At 41.3% G+C, this 24,120-nt stretch carries 17 protein-coding genes; 8 read left to right on the top strand and 9 right to left on the bottom strand.

The features are described from left to right. A partial coding sequence (locus tag ACSQ7D_RS09730; protein ID WP_437135700.1) for a hypothetical protein occupies positions 1-540 on the bottom strand: 540 nt, incomplete at its 3' end. A 125-nt stretch (positions 541-665) separates the two neighbouring features. Continuing rightward, positions 666-2,174, bottom strand: coding sequence for an HAL/PAL/TAL family ammonia-lyase (locus ACSQ7D_RS09725; protein WP_437136114.1), 1,509 nt, complete (start codon positions 2,172-2,174; stop codon positions 666-668). Positions 2,175-3,377: 1,203 nt separating this feature from the next. On the opposite strand from ACSQ7D_RS09725, the gene ACSQ7D_RS09720 reads away from it, so the two are divergent. From ACSQ7D_RS09720 to ACSQ7D_RS09685, 8 genes are all read left to right on the top strand, one after another. Next, entirely contained in the window at positions 3,378-6,221 is a 2,844-nt protein-coding gene (locus ACSQ7D_RS09720; protein ID WP_437136113.1) for a triple tyrosine motif-containing protein, read from the top strand. A gap of 130 nt (positions 6,222-6,351) precedes the next feature. Beyond that, a complete protein-coding gene (locus ACSQ7D_RS09715; protein ID WP_002674818.1) occupies positions 6,352-6,828 on the top strand; it encodes a hypothetical protein in 477 nt (158 codons plus the stop codon). A gap of 36 nt (positions 6,829-6,864) precedes the next feature. Continuing rightward, positions 6,865-8,736, top strand: a complete 1,872-nt coding sequence (gene mnmG / locus ACSQ7D_RS09710) for a tRNA uridine-5-carboxymethylaminomethyl(34) synthesis enzyme MnmG (protein ID WP_437136112.1) — start codon at positions 6,865-6,867, stop codon at positions 8,734-8,736. A gap of 246 nt (positions 8,737-8,982) precedes the next feature. After that, the gene (locus tag ACSQ7D_RS09705; protein ID WP_437136111.1) at positions 8,983-9,450 is read left to right on the top strand and encodes an IPExxxVDY family protein; all 468 of its coding nucleotides are present in this window, start codon (positions 8,983-8,985) and stop codon (positions 9,448-9,450) included. Further along, complete coding sequence (gene pyk / locus ACSQ7D_RS09700; RefSeq protein WP_437136110.1) at positions 9,444-10,910, top strand: pyruvate kinase; 1,467 nt, start codon at positions 9,444-9,446, stop codon at positions 10,908-10,910. Before ACSQ7D_RS09705 ends, pyk begins: the two co-directional genes overlap by 7 nt. 263 nt (positions 10,911-11,173) lie before the next feature. Then, positions 11,174-12,166 carry a gliding motility lipoprotein GldB gene (locus tag ACSQ7D_RS09695; protein ID WP_278589971.1) on the top strand — a complete coding sequence of 331 codons (993 nt, stop codon included), beginning with the start codon at positions 11,174-11,176 and terminating at the stop codon, positions 12,164-12,166. 92 nt (positions 12,167-12,258) lie between these two features. Further along, positions 12,259-13,722 carry an NAD(P)H-hydrate dehydratase gene (locus tag ACSQ7D_RS09690; RefSeq protein ID WP_437136109.1) on the top strand — a complete coding sequence of 488 codons (1,464 nt, stop codon included), beginning with the start codon at positions 12,259-12,261 and terminating at the stop codon, positions 13,720-13,722. Positions 13,723-13,778: 56 nt separating this feature from the next. Further along, positions 13,779-14,210 carry a hypothetical protein gene (locus ACSQ7D_RS09685; RefSeq protein WP_437136107.1) on the top strand — a complete coding sequence of 144 codons (432 nt, stop codon included), beginning with the start codon at positions 13,779-13,781 and terminating at the stop codon, positions 14,208-14,210. A 549-nt stretch (positions 14,211-14,759) separates the two neighbouring features. On the opposite strand, the gene ACSQ7D_RS09680 is transcribed toward ACSQ7D_RS09685, so the two are convergent. From ACSQ7D_RS09680 to ACSQ7D_RS09650, 7 genes are all read right to left on the bottom strand, one after another. Then, positions 14,760-15,374 carry an outer membrane beta-barrel protein gene (locus tag ACSQ7D_RS09680; RefSeq protein WP_009419070.1) on the bottom strand — a complete coding sequence of 205 codons (615 nt, stop codon included), beginning with the start codon at positions 15,372-15,374 and terminating at the stop codon, positions 14,760-14,762. An 81-nt stretch (positions 15,375-15,455) separates the two neighbouring features. After that, on the bottom strand, positions 15,456-16,781 hold the full coding sequence (locus ACSQ7D_RS09675) for a DUF4302 domain-containing protein (protein WP_437136105.1): 1,326 nt from the start codon (positions 16,779-16,781) through the stop codon (positions 15,456-15,458). A gap of 12 nt (positions 16,782-16,793) precedes the next feature. Beyond that, positions 16,794-16,925 (bottom strand): hypothetical protein, encoded by a 132-nt coding sequence (locus ACSQ7D_RS09670; RefSeq protein WP_264855384.1) that lies wholly within the window; start codon positions 16,923-16,925, stop codon positions 16,794-16,796. Positions 16,926-17,006: 81 nt separating this feature from the next. Beyond that, positions 17,007-18,335, bottom strand: coding sequence for a DUF4302 domain-containing protein (locus ACSQ7D_RS09665; RefSeq protein WP_437136103.1), 1,329 nt, complete (start codon positions 18,333-18,335; stop codon positions 17,007-17,009). 11 nt (positions 18,336-18,346) lie between these two features. After that, positions 18,347-19,189 (bottom strand): zinc-binding metallopeptidase, encoded by an 843-nt coding sequence (locus ACSQ7D_RS09660; protein WP_437136102.1) that lies wholly within the window; start codon positions 19,187-19,189, stop codon positions 18,347-18,349. 24 nt (positions 19,190-19,213) lie between these two features. Then, a complete protein-coding gene (locus ACSQ7D_RS09655; RefSeq protein ID WP_437136101.1) occupies positions 19,214-20,707 on the bottom strand; it encodes a RagB/SusD family nutrient uptake outer membrane protein in 1,494 nt (497 codons plus the stop codon). Positions 20,708-20,719: 12 nt separating this feature from the next. Further along, positions 20,720-24,064, bottom strand: coding sequence for a SusC/RagA family TonB-linked outer membrane protein (locus ACSQ7D_RS09650; protein WP_437136100.1), 3,345 nt, complete (start codon positions 24,062-24,064; stop codon positions 20,720-20,722). Positions 24,065-24,120: the final 56 nt, after the last annotated feature.

The raw sequence follows: 24,120 nt of genomic DNA, 5'->3' as shown, positions 1-24,120 counted from the left end.
CATTTCTTGCTGGTGATGAATTTTACACTTGAATGGTAAGTTTGAAAATCCAATGGTGAATTTTAAGCTTAGCTTTCCTTGCTCATCTTTTTTATTCTTCTGTCCATTTTGCATTCCTAAATGGAGTAGTTTGGATGAGATACTCACTATTGTAGAATCATAACTACTTATTTTAGAAGTAATTCCTTCTTCTAAAAAAGGTGCATACTTCTTTACGCAATAAGCAAAAAGTCTTTCAAAGAAAACTACATTTATTTTAGCAATCCTTTCTGCAATGCTACTATGTGATATGACTTTAGTAAGTGATATCTTAGCAATCATTTTAAAGAAATTTGTGATATAAAAGTTTTCAAAGGTTCTTAGACTAGCTCTATCATCTGTCAAAGCACCGAAAATTAGCAACTTAAATATTTCTATTCCTTTAAGTTTTTTGCTATATTTATCGACTCCTGTTTCTTTTACAAGAAATTCTAACTCTTTATCTTCTATCTTAGAAAAGATATTTGAAATTCTTTTTCTATTCTTTATTATAGTGGTCATAACTTTTTTTTTGCAAAGATAATACTTACACAGTATTTCTACAAAAAAAACATAGTTAAAAATCAGTGCTTTATAAATCTTCCTTACAGTTTTGGTTTCAAACTTTGCCAAAGTTGAAAAACATTCTATTTCTTCAACCACGATGTAGTTTCCTTCAAGTAAGTATAAAACACCAAATCATCCTTAAAGAACGGTATAATCTCCCTTATTTCGTTATACCATTCTTTTGTAGTGCTCGAAAGCTCATCATAACAGCCCAAGATATCGATAGCCTGCGCAATGGTGATAGCCTCAATAGCAAGCACCTGAAAAGCGTTGTCTATCACTTTATGGGTAAGGGTCGCCGCATTGGTACCCATACTCACTATATCCTGATTGTCGTTATTGTTCGGGATACTATGCACATACATCGAGGTAGAGAGGGTTTGGTTTTCGGCAGTGGTAGAAGTAGCGGTAAACTGTACTCCTTGCATACCGAAGTTAAAGCCCAATTTCCCTGCGTTCACAAATGGTGGCAATAGCTCGTTGATTTTAGGGTTCAAAAGGTAGTTGAGCTGTCGCTCAGCAAGCATTGTCATACGGGTAACTACCAGTTTAAGCTTGTCCATTTCAAGGGATATATAATCGCCGTGGAAGTTACCCCCGTGATATACCTGTTGGGTAGGCACATCTACTATTGGGTTGTCGTTAGCCGAGTTCAGTTCCTCTTCTACGATGCGCTCAGTATGCGCAATGGTGTCGTATACAGCCCCGAGTATCTGTGGCACACAGCGTAAGGAGTAGTATTCTTGTACCTTTTCTTTAAATACAGTTTCGTTGTGTTGCCCTTTGTAAAGATGTTCTGCACGTTTGCGGGTGCGCTTGCTGTCGTGCAAGAAGTCGCGCATCATTCGGGCGATTTCTTTTTGCCCAGTATGTTGTTTGGCGTTGTTTAATTCAGATGAAAAATGGTCGTCATAAGTCTGTACTAGCTCGTTGATAGCCGTTGTGAACTTCACTGTCCAATCCAATAGCTTTTGTGCGTAATATACATTCACCCCTGCCAAGCCCGTCATTACCGACGTGCCGTTCATCAGCGAAAGTCCTTCGCGCAAATGTATTTGTAGCGGTTTGAGTCCCACTTCGGCAAATACTTCAGCCGTAGGTCTGCGCGCGCCTTTGTAGAACACTTCTCCTTCGCCTATGAGCACTAAGGCGAGATGGGCTAACTGCACAAGGTCGCCACTAGCACCCACGCCTCCGTGTTGGAAAATAAGCGGGGTAATGCGGTAGTTCAATAGGTCGCGCATCAGTTCAATAGCCTCTATATGCACCCCCGATTTGCCTAACGACAAGCTCGTAAGCCTACACAATATAGCCGCACGCACGGTTTCTTCATCAAACACCTCCCCTGAGCCCGAACTATGACTGCGGATAAGGTTGTATTGCAACTGCAATTGGTCTTCTTTTTCAATGCGGTATTGCGCCATCGGTCCAAAGCCCGTATTCACGCCATAGATGATTTTGTTCTCTGCAAAGTCTTTTAAGAAAGCGTAACTCTCTTCAATGAGGGCTTTAGCTTCTTTGCTAATAGCCACTTCTTTCTTATCAAAAACGATTTCTTTAAAATCGCTGTAAGTACGCAATGTTTTCATTAGTATTTAGTTCTTAATATAAATCAAGTTTTGTGTTATGTCTTAGGAGCAAAGTCAGCGAGCTGGCGCAGCTGAGTATGTGAGGCAATTCACCCTATTAAGGCAATCACTCTGCTAAGGCAATTCTCTCCATTAGTAATCTGGCGACAAAGATAATAACTAATTTGTAAATTAGCAAAATTTAGTACTTAGTTTTTAGTCATCAGTGATGTCCTGAGCCTCTCCGAGATTTTCTGAGAACTCCGATTAACTACACACCCTCATTTTTTAATTCTCTAATTTTCCACCTGCTCGTGTAGCTCTCACCTCGTCGTGCTACGACCCTTAGTAAAATTGATAGACTGATAATCAGTCGCTTTTTCAGTATATTTTGTAGGGGCGATTTGCAAATCGCCCTCTAAAAACAAGTCTATTGAGTCGTAATCTATTTTTATTTGACTATAATATCTGTTCAATATATACAATACTGATTTACAATTGTATTTGTATTATAATCCGTGAAATCCAGCAACGAAGTTGCCAATCCGTGCGCATCACATTTGTCAATTGTCAATTGAAAAACTATCCGTGCAATCCGTGTAATCTGTGTGTAGTTTGCGAGCTGGCATAGCAGAATATGTGTCTAAAAGCAACTTGTTGCCTATTTGTTTGATTTGTAAAGAATTGTAAGATTTCTGTAGCGTAAGCTACACTTTTCTTATATCGGATTCACCTTAGTTATTTTATGTCCGACAAATCTAACCAATAGCCAATGATATTAGCAGATAGTAGCGCTATAAACTCAACTAATCTTCGATTATAATTTGATTAATCATCATTGTAGACCCACTGTAGACCCACTGTAGACCCACTGTAGACCCACTGTAGACCCACTGTAGACCCACTGTAGAGCCACTCATCGTTCACCCTACCTTTATCTTACCCCCGCTCTACCTCCTGACAAACCTTGTCTTTCAACCTAATAGCCATCACTACTTTTTACTCACACCTAAATTATTTATTTTTTTAATTGATTTTTCTTTTATTCTCTCATTTCCTCTTTTCCTCATTTTCTAATTTTCTAATTTTCTAATTTCCCTCATATCTTTTACCTTTTACCTTTTATCTTTTATCTTTTACCTTTTATCTTTTATCTTTTACCTATCCAATACACATTATTTAATTTTTTTTCGTACCTTTGTCGCTCACTATTGTGCGATAGATATGAAGCACTTCATCATCTTACTTATCATTCTTTTGGGGCATTTCCCCACCACAACAGCCCAAAATCAGGACTTGCCCTTTGTCCCACCTATCTATAACTACTCTCAAACTCAATACAAGGCAGGCTTGCAAAATTGGCAAATAAGCCAATGCAAAACGGGCGTCCTCTACGTGGCTAATAACCAAGGGCTACTTACTTTCGACGGACAGGTATGGCAACTCCACTATCTGCCCCAGAAAAAAATAGCCCGTTCTGTTCTTGCCGATAATAACGATTCCAAACTGCGCGTCTATGTAGGCTCTTTCGAAGAGTTTGGCTACTTCCAGCGCAATGCTCAAAACCAATTGGTCTACACTTCTCTAAAAGACCAACTCAAAGATTACCGCTTTCACAACGATGAAGTCTGGCGCATATTCAAGCATCAAGATAAAATTTACTTCCAAACTTTTTCCTCCTATTTTGTGTTCGACGGCAAGCAAGTACGCGCTTTCAGCCCTAAACCCGCCCCTTTTGCAATGTTCTCCGACGGCAATACCCTCTATATGCAAGGCGTAAATGCCGACTTTTATACCATCGACCCTCAGCATCGCCTCCACCCAAAACTCTCTACTAATAGCTTAGGAGGCTTGGTAATCGCTACTATCCCCTATCAAAAAGAACTCCTTCTGGTAACCGATAAGAACGGATTGTTCTTCTTCAACCCTCAAACCGACCAGTTGCGCAAGTTCACTACCGATATCGACGCTCTATTACCCTCTATTAGTCTCAACCGCGCGCTCATTACCGATAAAGGAAACCTCATCTTGGGAAGCCTTTCCGAAGGTTTGTATGCCATCAATGTCAGTACAGGTAAACTCCTGTGGCATATCCACAAGAAAAACGGACTGAACAATAACACCGTACTCGGGCTTTATGAAGATGTCCAGCACAACCTCTGGGTAGCCTTAGACAACGGTATCGCTATGATTGAAACCCCTAGCAAACTCCGCTTCTTAAATTTGAATGGCGATGTCGAGCTCATCAGCGATATGGCTGAGCAAGGCAACTCTTATTACTTAGCCTCTAATAAAGGGGTCTTTTCCCTTACTAACGGAAAACTCAACAAACTGCCCAACTTCTCAAGCCAAGTGTGGTTCGTAAAGCAGTACGACCACCAGTTATTTGTAGGACATAACAAAGGCGTCTCCGAACTCGTAGGTGACCAATTACGCCCCCTCAGCAATGTAGGCGTCGGAGGTATGGATTTAAAGAAGGGAATGATTCACGGTCAGGAGGTGCTCGTCGGCTCTTCGTATTCTGTACTTACTATTTACAAGAGAGACAAAGCTGGCAAGTGGGAGCCCTCACATATCGTCGATGGCTTCTTCGACCTTACTTATCGCATCGAAATAGACCCTATGGGCAACATCTGGACGAATCACATCTATAAAGGCGTTTGCAAACTCTCACTTACCGAAGACCTAAGAAAGGTGAAACACAAAACAGTGTTCAATAAACCTAAAACCAAAGAAGCCCTCCGCCTCCTCAAAATACGCGGAAAAATAGTCTTTGCCGACGGCTCTCAATTCTACTACTACGACGACGATAAACAAGAAATTGTACCTTATGCGATGCTCAATGAGCAACTCCCTCAGCTCACCAAAACCCGCAATATAGTACCCGTAAACGATAATCGGTTCTGGTTTATCACTGCCACCGATTACTTTTTAGTTTCCTTTGTCGATGGTCAATACAAAATAACCGAAAAGATTGCTTTCGATGACCTCCAACACCCCACCACCGAAGACCGTGCCTCAGTATTCGTTTCCTCCGATGGTGCTTCTTTCTTTTGTTTGGACGGTAGTATCGCCCGTTATACCGATAACACCCCTCAAACCACCTACCCCTATAATCTCAGCCTAAAAAGCCTCCGCTCCTACGACCGCGATACCGACCAATATCTTTTGGAAGAAATTACCGCCAATCCTTCTTTCCCTTACGCCAAAAACAATTTGGTGTTCCAATTTCAGTATCCCAATTTTAGTAAAGAACATTACCAACTGTGGTACGTCTTAGAAGGGTATGACAAGCGGTGGACGCAAGCCGACCCCGATTTTAGCATCAGCTATCAAAATCTCCCCCCTGGTAAATACAGGCTCAAGGTAAAAGTACTCAACGAACTAAACAAAGAGCTCTCCCTCTATTCTCTCCCGTTTCAAATCACCACCCCTTGGTATAAAAGCCTTTGGGCTTATATATTGTATTTCGTCAGCTTCATCGGGGTAAGTATTGTAGCAACAGCTATCTACTTTCGTTATAAAATGAAGAAAAAAGAGCGTTCCTTCTTGCGTGAAAGAATACGTCGCCAACGCCTGCTCGAGTCACGCGAACAAGAAGTAACTAAACTCCAAAACCAAATGCTCGCCAACCAGTTAGAGTACAAGAGTAAAGCTCTTGCCGAAGCCACTATGCTAAACATCAGGCGCGACGAGTTCCTTACCAATCTCGTAGTAGAGCTCGAACAACTAATGGACAACCAGAAAGTAAGTAAAGCCAAAAGTCATCTCATTTTGCAACATATCCGCGAGAATATCTCAGAAGAAGACCAATGGGCAGTATTCCAAGAAAACTTCGATATGATTCACAAGAACTTCTTCAAGAATCTCAAAGAGCGTTTCCCTTCACTCACCACCACCGATTTGCGTATTTGCGTACTGATAAGGCTTAATTACACCACCAAAGAAATCGCCACTATGCAAGGTGTATCCATTCGTGGGGTTGAAACTGCCCGTTACCGTATCCGCAAAAAACTCAACCTTTCCGAAACCGATAACCTGTACGACTTTTTTGTAAAATTCCAGTAAAAAACTAAGGGAAATGTGAAACGGTTGTAAAATGATATTTAGAAAGAGAAAAAATGTTATTTTTTGCGTATCATTTTTTAGTTATGATTTTATTTTGTACCTTTGCACACTTAAAAGAGTTTGAATTGTTATGCCAAGAATCTATTACAGAGAGAGGAAACTACACGGTCACCCATTAAGAAACGAGGTGATTACCGTTGATTTATTCAATAAAATCATACAACTCAGTGCTTTCATTCCCGAAGATGCCTTGCAGATTTTTGAGCTTCCTCAGAAAACATCGTCGTGGGCTTTCTGGAACAACACCAAAGGTTTTAAGTATGCTGTAGTGTGGAATACTGAAAAACCTCACACTACCTATGAATATGGAGATTTTTATCTACCGAAATCTATTGTGTTCTTTGATGAAAAAGACGCTTATTTTCCTTCTGATTATTATTTCATTGTAAATATAGACAACCAATTGGAACTGAGTCATAGTAGGGCAGGAGCTGATACCGCTTGGTATGAACAACCTCAGTTACGCAGTAAAGTAACTAATCCTAAACTCATCAAACGCTTCGAAAAGAGTATCAAAGAACTGTATAAACTTCTAAAGAAAAATTAGCAAATTAGCAGATTAGCACATTTGCAAATTAGACAAATGTTTACAACTGAATATGATGTGATAGTAGTAGGCGGAGGACACGCAGGTGCTGAAGCTGCCGCTGCGGCTGCCAATATGGGAGCCAGCGCACTACTGATTACTATGAACTTACAACATATCGCCCAAATGAGCTGTAACCCTGCTGTAGGAGGTATTGCCAAAGGGCAGATAGTACGTGAAATAGATGCCTTGGGGGGCTATATGGGGATTATCACTGATAAAACCGCCATTCAATTTAAGATGCTCAACCAATCGAAGGGTCCTGCTATGTGGAGTCCGCGTGCACAATCTGACCGTATGCGTTTTTCGGAAGCGTGGCGATTGCAGTTGGAAAGTCTGCCTACACTTGATTTCTTTCAAGGAATGGTAAACGACCTTCTGATAGAGAAAGACAAAGTAGTAGGAGTACGCACTTCGTTGGGGATTACTATCAAAGCGAAGAGTGTAGTGCTCACCAATGGTACTTTCTTGAACGGAGTGATGCACATAGGGCTGAAACAGTTTGGCGGAGGGCGTGCAGGTGAACCTGCAGCATACGGCATCACCGAGTGCCTCGTACAACACGGTTTTGAGGCGGGACGTATGAAAACAGGTACGCCTCCACGTGTAGATGGGCGTTCGCTTGATTTCAGTAAGATGATTCCTCAACCGGGCGATAAGCATCCACAAAAGTTTTCTTTCTCTGCTGAAACACAGCTGCTCGCAGTGCAAAAAGACTGCTATATGACGTACACCAGCGAGCGTGTACATAATATATTGCGCACAGGCTTCGACCGTTCGCCTATGTTTCAGGGCATTATCCACGGGGTAGGACCGCGCTATTGTCCTTCGATAGAAGATAAAATCAATCGTTTTGCCGACAAAGACCATCATCAGCTTTTTGTAGAGCCCGAAGGCTGGCATACCGTAGAGATGTACGTGAATGGCTTTTCGACTTCTTTGCCCGAAGAAGTGCAATATGCTGCCCTGAGTCAGGTAGCAGGTTTTGAGAAGGTGAAGTTTTTCCGTCCAGGGTATGCGATAGAGTACGACTATTTTCCGCCTACCCAGCTGAAACATACGCTTGAAACGAAACTCATAGAAAACTTGTTCTTTGCAGGGCAAATCAACGGAACTACGGGCTATGAAGAAGCCGCTGCACAAGGACTGATGGCAGGGGTGAATGCGGTGCTGAAAATACGCGAGCGAGCTCCTTTTGTACTGAAACGCGACGAGGCTTATATAGGAGTTTTGATTGATGACCTCATCACCAAAGGCACCGAAGAGCCCTATCGTATGTTTACCTCACGTGCTGAATACCGCACCCTCTTGCGACAGGATAATGCTGACAGACGATTGACTCCGTTAGGGTATGAAATAGGTACTGTAAGTGAAGCGCGCTATCGTGCGTGGGAAGCCAAAGAACGCAAGGTGAGTGGATTTATCACTTATATAAAGGAATTGAGTGTTACCCCCGAAGAGGTAAACCCTATACTCGAAAAATACGAGTCCTCACCAATGAGACAAGGCGACAAGCTCCAAAAGGTACTTTCTCGCCCAGATGTAACTCTTGCTGACTTTGAGACTATAGACCGTATTGCCGAATATATAAAGAAGAACGAACTTACCGAAGAAGAGAAAACCTGTGCGGAAGTGGAGGTGAAATACGCCGGCTATATAGAAAAAGAGCGCAATAATGCTGATAAACTCAACCGCTTGGAGAGTATGCGTATTCCCGACAACTTCGATTACGACAAGATAGTATCGCTCTCGTTTGAAGGGCGCGAAAAGCTGAAAAAGATACGCCCTGTTACCCTTTCGCAAGCCTCGCGCATCAGTGGGGTATCTCCAGCGGATATCAGTATATTGCTGATATATATGGGAAGGTAATTGGTGTGAGGTCGTAGAACGACAGGCAGTTGTAGCACGACAGGCGGGAATGAGCCATACAGGCGATTGCAAAATAAAGGAATTGAGAAGGGAAGATTAACTTAGAACCTAAACATTTAGCATAATGCGGTGTTTAGGTTTTTGTTTTATAGATATTATTGTAAGTTCCGTTAGTAAGTTAAAATTATCAATGGTTAATTGCTAATTGTGAATTGTTTTGTATCTTTGCACCCGAAATGACTGGTTATGGCAAAACTGAAGCTATCGACAGAGTTTTTTTGCGATTATAAACTTATCGCTCTTCACACCCATTTGGAAGACTATCAGCTGGCGTATTTCTTAAATAAAACGCTACATTTGCAGTTGGCTAAGACAAAAGGAAAGGCTTGTTTGACGATGCCTTCGGGAGGACAGTTTTCTTATTATACTTGGGAGGACACCTCTGCGGATATTATTTGGCATTGTATAGCTAACAAACTGCAAGATACACAAGCTCCTACCGCTGTGGTTACCCTTTTTGAAGAATTGCCACAGGTGCAATATTTGGTTGAGAACGAAAAGAAGGTAGATTACTTTTTGAAGATAGATACTGAAGGGCGGCTGGATATACCGAAAATTTTAAATCAGCTTCGTGAAGTGCCTGCCACTACCGCACGAGAAATAGCAATTGATACCTTAGATAAAAAATATAAATTGATTTTTCAAGAATGTTAAATACAAAGAAAACAAAGATTGTAGCGACCTTAGGTCCAGCGACCGAGAGTCCTGAGGTGATAAGAGATATGATGGTTGCGGGGGTAAATGTATTCCGCATCAACTTCTCGCACGCCGATTACGACGATGTACGCAACCGCGTGCAAATGATTCGCCAAATCAACGAAGAAAACGGCTTTCATACAGCTATCCTCGCTGACCTACAAGGTCCTAAATTGCGTGTAGGGGTAATGGAAGACGACGCTACGGTATACCCTGGTGACCGAGTTACTTTCGTTACCGGAGAGCCTTTCGTAGGCAACAAAGAGCGTGTGTATATGAACTACAAAGAGTTCCCTACCGATGTGAACCCCGGAGAACGTATCTTGTTAGACGATGGGAAACTCATCTTTGAAGTAGAATCGACCAACCGCGAAGACGAGGTAGTAGCGGTAGTAGTGCAAGGCGGTCCGCTGAAATCTAAAAAGGGCGTGAACTTGCCTAACACCAAAGTTTCGCTTCCGGCGCTTACCGAAAAAGACGTGCGTGATGCCCTTTTTGCTATCACACAAGACGTAGACTGGTTTGCGCTCTCGTTTGTGCGTCACCCCGAAGACATTCAGGATTTAAAAGACCTCATCAAAGAGAATGCAGGTCACGAAATTCCTATCATTGCCAAGATAGAAAAGCCAGAAGCCTTGGTGAATATTGATAAGATTATGGCAGCTTGTAATGGGATTATGGTTGCCCGTGGTGATCTTGGAGTAGAAATCCCTGCTGAAGAAGTACCTCTTATCCAAAAAGAATTGGTGCGCAAAGCTAAATCACACCACATTCCGGTAATCATTGCTACCCAAATGATGGAAAGTATGATTTCCAGCTTGACACCTACTCGTGCTGAGGTAAACGACGTAGGAAACTCAGTAATGGACGGTGCTGATGCGGTAATGCTTTCAGGCGAAACTTCGGTAGGAAAATACCCTGTACAGGTAATCCAACAAATGACTCGCATCATCAAGAGTGTAGAGGATTCGAATTTGATACAAGTACCACTTGTTACACCTTTTATCCGTTCGTTGCGCTATGTAACTAACACTATCTGTTTTCACGCAGCCAAGATGGCGAACGACACCAATGCCAAAGTGATTACTTCGCTTACAAACAGTGGATATGCTGCTTTCCGCATTTCGTCGTACCGACCTAATTCGCACATTCTCATCTTTACTGCCAACAAGCGTATCCTCACCCAGTTGAACCTCTTGTGGGGGGTAACTACTTTCTACTACGACCGCTTTGTCTCTACTGATGAGCTTATTGAAGACATTAACCACATTGCCAACGAAAAAGGCTACGTGGATATGGGTGATATAATGATAAGTCTCGTGTCGATGCCAATGCAAGGCAAGGGAATGGTAAACACTTTGCGCGTATCGGAAATCGACTCGTGTGCGGTGAATTTTGAGAAGAAAAAGAAGAAATAATTTTAGAGGGTTAATATTTGAGAAAGGTCGTTTGGCAAGGTGCTGAACGACTTTTCTTATTATTGGTTGCAGTACGATAGGTGGTTACCTGTGCGAGCCAGACTAGTTATACGAGGCTGAAGGCTGACAACTAATTGTTAAATTGATAAATTTGCTTTATCTTTGCACCCAAAGAGGAACAGATATGCCGTTTTTTGGTGTGGGATAATAGCCGATTTGGATAATAATCTAAGAGCTAAAACTAACGACTAATAACAAATACTATGATAAAGAAAATATTTATTTTTACAAGTCTGCTATTAGCAATGGCTTGTAGTGACAAAAAAGAGAAAGAAATAGCAGCGATTCCGATGGACTTTGATTGGATACGTCTTGATTCGCTCTTTATGAAAACTTCCGATGCAAAAATGGGTGAGTTAAGTGCACAGTATCCTTATTTTTTTACTCAGAGCGTTACTCCCGAAGAGTGGTGTGAGATACGCAAGGGTTCTATCTTCCCTGACATTCCTGCTTTTGCGAATCTGCATTATGCCGATTTGTACGGAGAAATTGAAAAGAGTGTAGGTACACTTTCTGCTGAAAAGAAAGAGATTAAGAACTTGTTTCAGCATATTAAGTACTATTTCCCCAAGTTTGAGCCACCTAAGGTTGTGATGCTCATCAGTAGGGTAGCTTATGAAACCCGAGTGATTTATGCCGATAGTCTCTTACTTATCGGCACAGATAATTACTTAGGAACTCAACACAAATACTACCAAGATATGGATAAGTACATCAGGGCTGATTTAGACAAGAAAAACCTTGTGATAGATGTAGCTGATGCTTTTGCCGATAAACTCGTACCTCGTGGCATACACCTCACTTTCTTGGACAATATGATTTACGAGGGCAAAAAGCTCTATCTAGAAAGTGAGCTATTACCCAAAAAAACACCCGCTGACCTTTTGCGGTATGACGCAAAGAAGTACGCTTGGGCTGAGGCAAACGAAGCTGAGATATGGCGTTATTTTATAGAAAAAGAATTGCTATATCAAACAGATAAGAAACTGCTCACCCGCTTTTTGTATCCAGCTCCCTTCTCCAAGTTTTACTTAGAATTAGACAACGAATCACCAGGACAAATAGGTAGATTTATAGGGTTGCGCATAGTACAAGCCTATGCCAAAAATCACAAAGAGGAATCTATGTTGAAAATTTTGGCAATGAAACCCGATGAGCTCTTTAAGCAATCACTCTATAAACCTGATAAGAATTAAAAGCGAGTTACGCACGCAATTTAATTTAGAAATTAGCAGATTAGTAGATTAGCAAATGTTTTGATTAGCTAACATCTTTTTACTTTGGAAAAATGAAAATTCTAAACACACAACAAATGCGTGAAGCTGATGCGCATACTATCTCTGCTGAAGGTATCACCTCGTGGCAACTGATGGAGCGCGCCGCAACCAAACTCTTTGAGTGGATAAAAGAACACCTCCCCAAAGAGCGAACTGTTACTGTATTGGCAGGTACGGGGAACAACGGAGGAGATGGTCTTGCTTTGGCGCGTATGCTCATAGCAGACGGTTGGCAAGTGAATATTTATCTGCTTTGTTTCAGCGAACACCTATCGCCCGATTGCCAGCAGAATAAAGAACTCTTAGAAGCACAAGTAATTGCAATTGCCGAAATACGAGCCGAACAAATAAATAATATTACGTTTGGTAAGATAGTGATAGATGCTGTTTTTGGCATTGGACTCAACCGTCCAGCTCCTAAATGGATACAACAAATATTTGGGAATTTAAACGACTCTAACAGCTATATATTAAGTGTAGATATGCCCTCGGGTCTGCCTACCGAACGCATTCCGTCTCCCGAGGAGATTTGGGTACACCCTCACCAAGTGCTTACTTTTCAAACCCCAAAATTGCCTTTCTTCCTTCCCTCCACAGGTTGCTATATCCGTAAGTGGGAAGTGCTCAACATAGGTTTGGACGTGCATTTTTTAAAGACTCTTCACCCCGATTTCTACTATCTCGAATCCGATATACAGCAATTACAACGACGACGTGCTAAATTTTCGCACAAGGGTACTTATGGACACGCGTTGCTTGTAGGGGGAAGTTATGGTAAAATAGGGGCAGTAGTGCTTAGCGGGACAGCCGTATTGCGCGCAGGGGCAGGTCTGCTTACCGTTGCTATTCCCCAATGTGGTTATAACATATTGCAAACTGCCCTACCCGAGGCGATGGTACTCACCTGCGAGGAAGAAAAACACTATAAGACAGCAGAGATTCCTTTTACGCCCTCTGCCGTAGGTGTAGGTATCGGTTGGGGTACGCATCCCGAAACCGCCTCAGCACTCTTTGGTCTTTTTGAGCAGTACCCTGATACTCCTTTTGTAATAGACGCCGATGCACTGAATATTCTCGCTCAACATCCTAAACAATTAAAAAACCTTCCAAAAAATGCAATTCTCACACCACACCCCAAGGAATTAGAGCGTCTTATAGGTAAGTGGGACGACGACCTACACAAGCTCACCAAAGCCAAAGCCTTTGCCAAAGAGCACAAAGTAATACTTCTTATTAAAGGAGCCTATACGATGATAACCGATGGAGAAAAGTATTGGATAAATTCCACTGGAAATGCAGGAATGGCAACCGCAGGTAGTGGCGATGTGCTTACCGGAATGCTTACGGGCTTACGGGTTCAGGGTTATAGTGCGGTAGAAGTTGCTTGCTTAGGTGTTTTTTTGCACGGTTTACAAGGTGACCGTGCAGCAAAAAAAATGGGTATGGAACGCCTTATTGCACGTGACCTTTTATAGTCTTGGCACGGTTTTTGCCCATATGTTAGCAGTTTATCATTAAAAACTCACAAATAATGAAAAGACTTATCCTAAGTATGGCAGTAATAGCAACGTTCCTCGCCAGTTGTGGCAACAGCAAAAACGCTGTGAGTTACACTCCCGCTGAGAACTATTTTGTCAATAATACTTTTCAAAATACAAAAGTAGAAACTTTAAAAATCGACTCACAAGCTGATTTTGACCGTATCTTTGGAGGTGCTACTACTATGACGGCGCGCCCCACCGCTATTGATTTCAGCAAACAGAGCGTTTTAGCTATCGTGGCTCCTGCCAGCAATAAGGAAGTAAAAATAGTAGTAAAAGCCTTAGAAACCACACTTACAGGTGGTATTTTGGTGAAATATACCATAGATGAAGGTAAAGATTTAGGCTATACTGCCCAATCTTCTGAAATACTCATCGTAAACAAAACCGATAAAGAAGTAGAGTTTAGAGAAGTATTTTAAACCATAGAAAAATCCCATCGCTATTATTTTATATAACAATAGGGGAGACAGTTTATGTAAACTGTCTCCCCTCTCTTTTTGATTAACATCAGTCGGGTATAACCAAATACTATTTCCTCATTTATATCGCTATACTCCCCTCTTTACGACCCTATAGCTCGCTTTTCCGAGTTTCTAAGAGTCTTTCCGAGACCTTCAACAAGCCGTCTATCCTTTCTCTTACTTTCGCCTCGAAAGCCCGTTTTTAACATTTTTCGCCTTGTTGTATTGTGCTATTATTCAATCACTTATATACCCTTTCTATATCAATCGTCCAAGATTCGTATAAGCTTCCTATAAGCTCTCTATAAGCTAAGCACACCCATCTTACTCCTTATTTTGCACCTTTTACCTCAACACACCCTTCCGAACCTTTCCGTTTACTTCCGAAAGTCCTGACCAGTCCTATTTGTCCGACAAGTCAGACCTGTCAAAAAACCTTTTTTATCACTACCCATTTGCTAATTTTCTCCTGCCCGTGTGGCTCGCACCTGTGAGAACTGACGTTTTTCAGAATATATAAGTGTAACCAACATTAATAGTAGCTTGATGGCGAGTTACATAGTTTCCTTTTTGCCAAAAAGAGCCTCCGTATTCTCCATAAATAGAGAGTATAGTTTTATCGGTAGCGTAGATTTCTATCCCAGCGAGGAGGTGAAGAGAGAGGTTGAGAGTACCTCCTGTGGAGCTTTGGTAGTTTACGTCTTGGGTTTTAAACTGATGCCATATAGGAGCGTTGAACTGTAATCCCCCACCTGTAAGGAGATAAACATTGTTATTTACAGGAGTAAGCACTTCTAATCTCACAGGTACTTCAAGGGTGGCTACCCTTAGCAGGGAGTATTCTTTTTCACTCTCTTTAAAGTTTCCTTGTGAAAAATGAGATACTCCTAATCCTGTTTCCAAACGGAAGTTTCTTTCGGGATAATAGTGTATTTGTAAATGACCGTGTTCAAAAATCCCGAAAGTTTGAAAATCGTTGCTTATCATTTCGGCAAAACCTATACCGGCAGAGGGTATGAATGACCATTTAGAATAGGGAATACTATCTTTAGCGGTTCCTTTTTCTTGGCTAAAAGCGCTAACAGTAGCGCATAATAACAGGGATAATAATAACTTTTTCATTTAATATTTAGTTTTTTAAGCTTTCAAGGATTGAAAGTCAGAATTGTCAGACCAATCAGACTCCGTCCAATAACTGACCCCTTATTTAGGTACTCCCCAAATAGGGAAAGCGTACAAAGGAAATTCATAGCTTTGCAATAAATATACGGGGTTATCTTCTTGAGGTTGGATTTTTATATTTAATTTTTTGATATAGAAGCCCTGTGTACCAAGGTCGTAGATGGCACCTAACGCACGTTTAGCTTGCTCTAAGATAGCCTTGTTTTTCTCATCGCTCCAAGCTTTAGCATCGCTAGTACTCAAATTTTTATCACTGTCTTTTAAGTATAAACGTTTGTTTTTAAGTTCGTATTTACAACTGATTTGTAGTATAGAGAATCCACTATCAGGGAATCGATGTCCTATTTGTATATTACAATCATCAGTGCCATCAAACATTATTCTAAGCATAAAGAGGTCGGTAGAAGCATTGACTTTTAAGACATCTTCATAGAAAGCTTCACTCATATATTCATTATTTTTGAAAGCTTGGCTTATAAGAGCAAACCCTTCAATGGTAGTATTGACATCTTTATAATCGTCGTTGTCAAAGAAATTAGGAGGTACTGAGGAATAGAAAAGTTCGGCAGTAACCCCATTTACCGTTGCCTTATACACTGGAGGCATACTACCTGCAACGCGTTCCAACTCGGTGAAAGGTTGCCCTCCTAAAGTGAAAGTGCGATTGAAAGCAACGCCTTTTTCAGTTGCTAAAACAGCTACTTTACTTTGGGTATCTTTCAGCGCCAACACTCTATTGGTAAACTGAATAGGGTAAGTAGTAGGAGTGCCCGTAGCGGTGCTTACTTTTAGAAAATAATGAGCTACATTTTCAGCAATTGGAGAGATATTTTTGTACAAAGCAGGGGTACGTGTCCAATCGGCAGAGGTAGCAGGCTCAAAGTAAATAAAAGAATTGCCTTTTAGAAGTAGATTCTGAAATTTGAGTTTGTTACCATCTTTACCTGTGTACAAAAACTGATAGACCTTCCCCGTATGGGCATAGCCTATTTCGCCTTGTAAGGCATCGGCTAACAGATGGATTTGATTCTGCCCTATAAAACTAAGCACCAAACCACGTGCCTCTTCTTGGGTGCTATAGCTACTGATAGTAGGTGTAACAGTGCCACTAAGATCGGAGAGCATAGATACTTTTCCTTGAGTGTCGAACTTCATCAAGAACTGATAGCCCCCGAAAGAATCATCGGAGGAGATGTAGGTAAGTTTCCAGCCATCGGGAGATGCAGTAAGCTCTTTCATTAGAGTGGTGTTTTCCACTGGGTCAATAGGGTTATCTACAGCATCGTTGTCGTTCTTAGAGCAGAACGAGAGGCTCATAGCAAACAAGAGTAGGATAAACTTTTTCATAAGATATTTATTTTATGGATGTTTTATTTTCCAAATAGATAGCACAATAAGCAGTAATAGGGCAGTAATACCTATTACTGAGGGCTCATAGAAAATATGGGTAATGAGCAGGAGTACAGCTACTATAAGGATAAATTTGTACATTTAGGTCAGAGTTTTAGAGATTAAATAACTTTGCCAAAGGTGCGAGCCGCACGGGCAAGAAACTTTGGCAAAGTTGTTAAATTATCTTTTATAGACGAGATAAGGAGCGATATAAGTAGGATTATTACGACTTTGTAAGGAGTATATTGGGTATCCTGAATAAGTACGTCCTGTATTTGCTACATAAAATCCTTCTGCAGCTATTTGTATTGTTTTTGTTATGGCATTTGTAGCTTTTGCAAAAATAGTTGCATTTTCAGTTTTCTCCCAAACAGTAGCGTTTGTTTTTTTTAGGGCTCCTGGATTTTTTAAATACAAGCGTTTGTTTCTTAATTCATAATTACAGGTAAGGTAAAGCCATGAATTATTATTTCCATCAAATTTATACGCTATTTGGATTGTGCAAGTTCCATCATTACCAAAGTCCATCCTAAAGATTTCAAAATCTTTAACGCCATCGATTTTTAAGATATTATCATAAAAATCTCGTGACATAAGAGATTTTAAGGTAGAAGGAAGTATTACAAAAGCATTTAATCTTGAAGGAATAACTAGGTAATCATCTGTAACAAATGCATCAGGAGGTGTTAATGAAAAATATACTTCTGCCGTTACACCATCTACGGTTGCTTTGTAAGTAGGAGGAGTAGTGCTGTTATCACGTGTAAGCTCGGTAAACTTCTTGCCTTGTATAGTAAGGGCAGGTTTAAAAGCTACTCCTGTTTTAGTAGCCACTGTCGAAGCTAATGAGGGTGTATTGGAGTTGAGAGGTGCTACCCCTATAAGCCCGTTTTGCATATCAATTTCATAGGGAATAGTAGTACCATTAGTAGTTACTTCCATATAATAATTAGAAATGTTCTCAGCCAAGGTGTTGAGGTTGCTTGAAAGAGTGCTAATGTCTGTCCAATCTTGGGCAGTAGCGGGCTCAAAGTACACAAATTGTTCGGTAGATTTACGTTGGGTTTTGAATTTGAGTTTATCGCCTTCTTTACCGTAATACAGGAACTGATATTCACCTGCATAACCTGCTCCTCGTTTTCCTTGCATCGCATCAGATAGCTCGTGGATATAGGTTTTGGTAGTGAAGGTGAGTTTCACTCCTTGTCCTTGTTGCAATTCGTACTTGCTGGTGGTAGGAGAGATTGTACTACTATTGAAATCAGATACCATAGTTACAAGACCTTCAGGAGTAAACTTCATCAAGAAATGGTAGCCTCCAAAGGTGCCTTCTTTGGTAAAGTAGGTAAGTTTCCAGCCTTGAGAGGCGGAAGTAAGGGCGTTGCGGAGTTCGCTTTGATTTTCTTCGAAGCGCTTAGAGGGGCTTTTGCCAAAAAGGTCATCGGGTTCGTTCTTTTGGCAGGCAAAAATTGTAAGAGCCCCTACAAATAGGTATATTAATTTTTTCATTGTTCTACTTTTTATTGTAATACTGATAGCATTTGTTCTTCTACTTTAGCTTGTAGTTGATAGATGTCGATACCCCATTCGCTTTTGAAGTAGGCTACTACAAAAGCTTCCTTCTTGCGAATAGCTTCTTTTCCAGTCGCACTACTGATAGCGTTTATTTTGGCATCCCAAGCGGTTTTACTCATACTGAGCATCCCAGAAGTCATCTCGGCAAAGTCTTCAATGTCATTCAACATAGAATATGGGGTGATAAAACCAGCGGCGTTAGCATCAGCTTCTCGCACGTTATACCAGTTGGCGGTATAGCCAGAAGGGGTAATCTTGCCATATTCAGAAGAATAAGGTTTCTTCTGGTTGATGATGTGGCAATACTCGTGCTGGATGGTATGAAAATACTGGCGTGTACCACTGTGATTGTGGGTGTCGAGCTGGTCGACATTGAAAAGGGTAATTTTCATACCACTATCGGCAAAACCAAGAGTAATGGTACCGCTGGGGTTCACGTTGTATCCTCCAATAAGGGAGATTTGGCGCGGTGCTACTTCTTTTATGAAGTTAGGTCCTGCTACCTCAGAATAGGCATCAATCCATACTTTTTTTACGATTTCAAGCATCGGTTGCACTTTGGTTTCAGTAGGGGGGTAGAAGTATTTACCCATTTCGAAATCAGCATCGATATAGTTATAGGTTACTATAATATTGTAAGGCTTTTGGAAGTTGTTGTATATATAGGTATCCAAAGGAGTCTTAGCTGTAACTCTGGGTTTTAACACGCTCTCAGAGTTTAGTGATTCTTTGTTGTTGCAGGCAGCTAACGATAAAGCCAACACTGCGATTATACTTATTTTTTTCATATGATTAACTATTAAAATTAGCAATTATCTTGGGTTTACAGTGATACCATTAGAAACAGCATCTTCAGGAATTTGCAACTCACGACGAGGGTCGTTTTTAAGAAGTTCCATTGTTTGCCCCCTTTTCACGTGCACGACTTTCATTCCGAGACGTTTGTTGTCTATCCAGCGCAAACCTTCAAACACAAAGGTAGCTCTTCTCACATCGGCTACTGCTTGTAACCATTCTCGTTGTTGGGTAGAAAGTGTATAGGCGGGGTCGAACTCAGTACCTTTGTTTTGATAAATGGTATTCATATCCTCTTCACTTAACACAAAGGAATCGGGGATGTCTTGCATAGTTTTCTTTTTTAGGAAGACTACCAAATCAGTGAGGAACTTCGCTTTTTCGCCTTTCATTAGGTAGGCTTCCAAACGGTTTAAGAATACCTCGTCGTAAGAGATGAGCACTGCCATATCATAGACGTAACCATTACCTGCTGATACATTGGTGTATTTGAAATACTCTTGATATTTAGGGATATTGCGATAGTCATCACGTCCAAAGATAGCAAAAGCCCAAGTAGCACGGAAGGCATTTAGAGGGTGTTTGTTGTCACCTAATACTTCTTCAGATTTCTGCAAGGTCAAACCGTACTTGTTGAAAGCAAAATTTCTTTCATATTTTGAAGAAGCACCTACAATCAGAGCATTAGCGGGTTCATCGGAGCTAGCGTACAAGAGTTGTTGTTGTGCATAAGTGCGTGTGCGTTGTCCTTTCACATCACGTAGCTTATTAGCAGGGGCACTACCAAGAGCTTCATTGGCGTGTGCTATTACCTTATCCCAATCACCTTTTATCAAATAAAAGCGTGAGGCAAAAGCGTGAGCCGCTTCTTTGGTAAAGTGGAAATTAGGTTTAGTATACTTGCTATTATCAATAAGAGATATGCCTTCAGTCAAGTCTTTTTCAATCGCATCGTAATAATCCTTTAAAGGGATGCGTTTGTATATCTCAAAAACTTTTCTTTCGGCTTTGGTAGCATAGGGTAACCCTAAATCGGAAGTGGCAGTAGCGGGGTTGTAGGGCTTGCACCAGAAGAGCCCCAACATAAAGTGTGCATAAGCACGGGCCACGAGTGCTTCGCCTTTGAGATAGTTGAGCTCACTACCTCCTCCGAGTTTTTCTACTGCTTCCAAGGCATAGTTGGCATTAGCAACTGCTGCATAAGCAGCATAGAAATAATAAGGAGGTGTATCCCGAGAGCTATATTCGTTGTTAGTCTCCCAAGAGTACATTTGAGTGTTGAAAATGGAGGACTCGGTGAGGTTTACTTTGTCGCCAGCATTATCGCTCATTGTTTCACAGAAATCTGCATACAAAGCATTGGGGTAGGCTGTTGCCAAGAGCTCTTGTACTTTTTCGGGCGAGTCGAGTTCAGTACGCGCATCGGGTACTTCATCTAAGAATTTATCGCAAGCGGTAAGTGATAAGCCTAAAATAAGGGCTATTATGGGTGTATATATATTCTTTTTCATTGCTACTTGTTTTTAGATTCCAAGGTTGATAGTAAATGTATATTGAGCATTTACAGGGTAAGCTACTCCTCCTGTACGGAAGAACTCAGGGTCTTGCCCATTGAGGTCTTTATGTGCATATATCAAGAACGGATTGGTAGCTTGTAAGCGCAAGGTAAGGTTGTTTATGTGCAAAGCATCCAATACGTCTTTGGCAAAAGTATAAGAAAGACTCATACTTTTCATACGAATAAAAGAGCCATCTACTACTCGCTGGGTAGAATAGTTGTAGGCGTTGTACACACGGCGTAGGGTACTTCTACCTATCTCGTTAACAGTTCTCTTATCGGCAATACCAGGAATATTGGTAGTATATTCGTTGCCTGGGTGTATCCAACGGTTTTTCATTTCTTTAGGAAATACACTTAGGTCGTTGTAATCGACATCATATTGGTCAGGTTTGCGTATCTTGTTACCTGCTGCTATGGTAATCAAGCAACTGAATTCCCAGTTTTTATATTTGAAAGTATTGGAAAGCCCCGCAGTAATATTAGGTTCTACAGGACCTTCCTTTTTGAGATAAGACAAGATATTATCCATACTTTGGAAATCTATTTTACTATAGTCGGTGCTACCGTCGAGCAAGTTAAACACAGGAAGACCTTTATCGTTTAATCCTTTGAAATCATAAGAATACAAGGTATTACGAGCGCCTCCTACTACATTTCCTCCTACTTCACGTACTAAGTTGTACACATTAGGGCGATAGGTAAGACTTGTAATTTCTTGGTTAAAATAGGCAAAATTGATACCTGTATTCCAACTGAAATCGACGGTTTTGATATTTTTGGTATCCAAAGCAAGCTCTATACCTTTAGTCACCATAGAAGCATTGTTTGCCAATTTCACAAGTTGTCCTCCAACACCTGAGGTACGTACATAGTCAATCAAGTCTTTAGAGTTCTTTTGGTAAAGATCTAATGATAAGTTAACGCGGTTTTTGAACAAACCAAGTTCTATACCTATGTTAGCTTCGTATACTTTTTCCCAAGTAAGCTCGGAGTTTTGAAGCGCTTCTATATAGATAGTGTTTTCTCTATCATTTAGGTTATAACGGTTAGCTACCTCATTTTTAAAGATAGCTAAGGCGTTGCTCGCAGAGCCTAAACCAGCTATAAGTCCGTAGCTAAGGCGGAAAGCGAGGTTTGAGATGGTGCTATTATCTTCGAGGAATTTCTCGTTGGAAGCGTTCCAACGACCACTGACATTCCAAGTAGGTAACCAGCGAGAGCTACGACTTCTACCCAATTGGTTAGAGCCTTCGTAATTGGCAGTACCTGCAAATACGTACCGATTATCATAGGTATAAGTGCCTTGCAAGAAAAAGGCAATACCACGTTCTTTGGTGAAAGATTTACCAAAGTAAGGAGAGTTATCCTGTATTGCTTTTTGAATCACGCGATAATCGGTAAAGGCAGTTCCTCCGCGTGCAAACTGATAACCATATCCGTTGAAGAAAGAGTTATCGCGGTCGGTATGGCGATACTCTTGCCCAAAGAACACTTTTAGGTCGTGTACGTCTTTAAACAAGCGTTTGTACTCTAAGGCATTACGAAAATAATAACTTTGCAAGTTGTTTTCGGTAAGTTTATAAATACCTCCGTTGGGCAATGCTACCTGAGGAATCATATCAGGGTTTTCAGGGTCTTTGAACAAGAAAGGATTGGCTTTGGCAATCACGGTAGTGCGATTGGCGCGATAAGCTCCTACCACGTTAGAGTTTTCTCTCATAGAGTGTTCGTTAGAACTCTTTACGTGGCGTACAGAGCCGAGGAAATTATACTTCAAACCTTTGGCGAGTTTTACTTCTAAGTCACCTTGAATTTTATACTCAAGCACATTCAAATCCATATAGTTATTGGCGAGCTCGTTGAGGATGTTCATAGGAGCATAGTTATAGCTGTAATACTCATATTGTCCATCATCGCCATAAGGGCGCAAGGCGCGTGTGGTGTTGAGCGCATAGCTAAAAGGGTTGATATCGAAATCACGGTCGTACCCACCACTTACGGTATTAGCTGAACGGTTGTAAGTACCGGGAGCTCTTTGGGTACGGATAGAGCCTTGTGTAAGCACCCCTATCTTTACGCTGGGTGAAAGGGTATAGGTGGTTTTGAGGTTACCGGTTACGCGGTGTACACGATCAGCAATTGTCCAACCGGGGTCTACAAAGAAACCTACTGAACCATACACCGTTGCATTTTCACCCCCACCTGAAAGACTCACCGTATGGTTTTGAGTGAGCGATGGGCGAAAGAGCGTTTTAAACCAATCGGTATTGGCGTATTCGTATTTTTTTAGAAATTCAGTACGTGCTGCTTCGGTATTTTCGAGTAAGAAAGTACCTGTAGCGGGATTAAAGGTATCGATAGCACGATACATTATATTATAAGCCCCACCGTAACGCGCTTGAGTATAAGAAGAAAGCGAAAAGTAGCCTTTGCGTTCCAACTCTTGATATACGTCCATTGTTTCTTGAGAGTTCATAATGTCGTACTGATTATAGTTAGGAATCATACGCACGGACTCTTCTAATTGGTAGTTTATCTGTGTTTTTACGTTTTTTTTACCACTTTTGGTAGTGATAATCACGGCACCGTTCAGGGCGCGTGCTCCGTAAAGAGAAAGGGCTGAGGCATCTTTAAGGATTTCGATGCTCTCGATATCGTTGGCATTGATACCAGAGATAGCCGAGCTTACCAGGGTAGAAGCATCACCCGAAGCGAGTTGCTCGAAGCTGAGGTTTACTACTTCTTCTTGTACGGCACCATCGACCACCCATAGCGGTTTGGTATCGCCGAAGATGGACGAGCCCCCGCGAATGGTAATTTTAGGTGAAGTACCAAAAGTACCAGAGATGTTCTGCACGTTTACCCCTGCGGCACGACCTTCGATCATACGACCTACATCGACTACACCGTCCATTTTGATATTGTCGGCTTTGAGGGTTTGAGCATTACCCGTAAATTTAGAACGGTCGAACTCTTGGTAACCAGTAACGACTATTCCTTTAAGTTCAGTTACGTTCTCTTTAAGGACAACGTTAATCACTTTGGCAGTACCTACTACTTTCTCTACTGAGGCACTCCCCAGCTGAGAAAAGACTAATACGGCGCTGTCATTGGGTACTTTAATGGAGTATTTACCATCGAAATCGGTGGCGACCCCGTGAGAAGTACCTTTTACCAGTACTGAGGCACCGGGTAGTGGAGTGCCTGCTTCATCTTTTACTACCCCTGTTACGGTGCGTTCTTGGGCAAAGGCAACACCAAAGAACAGCACAGTGCATAACAGTGCATACATCAATTTTTCTTTCATCGCTATTATATTATTTCGTTCAATTAATTTTGCAAAGGTTCAGAAAAAAAATTATA

It is taken from the genome of Capnocytophaga sp. G1920 (assembly GCF_051417515.1).
Note: the sequence above shows the minus strand (reverse complement) of the source record. Positions and strands in the feature narration are given on the sequence as shown.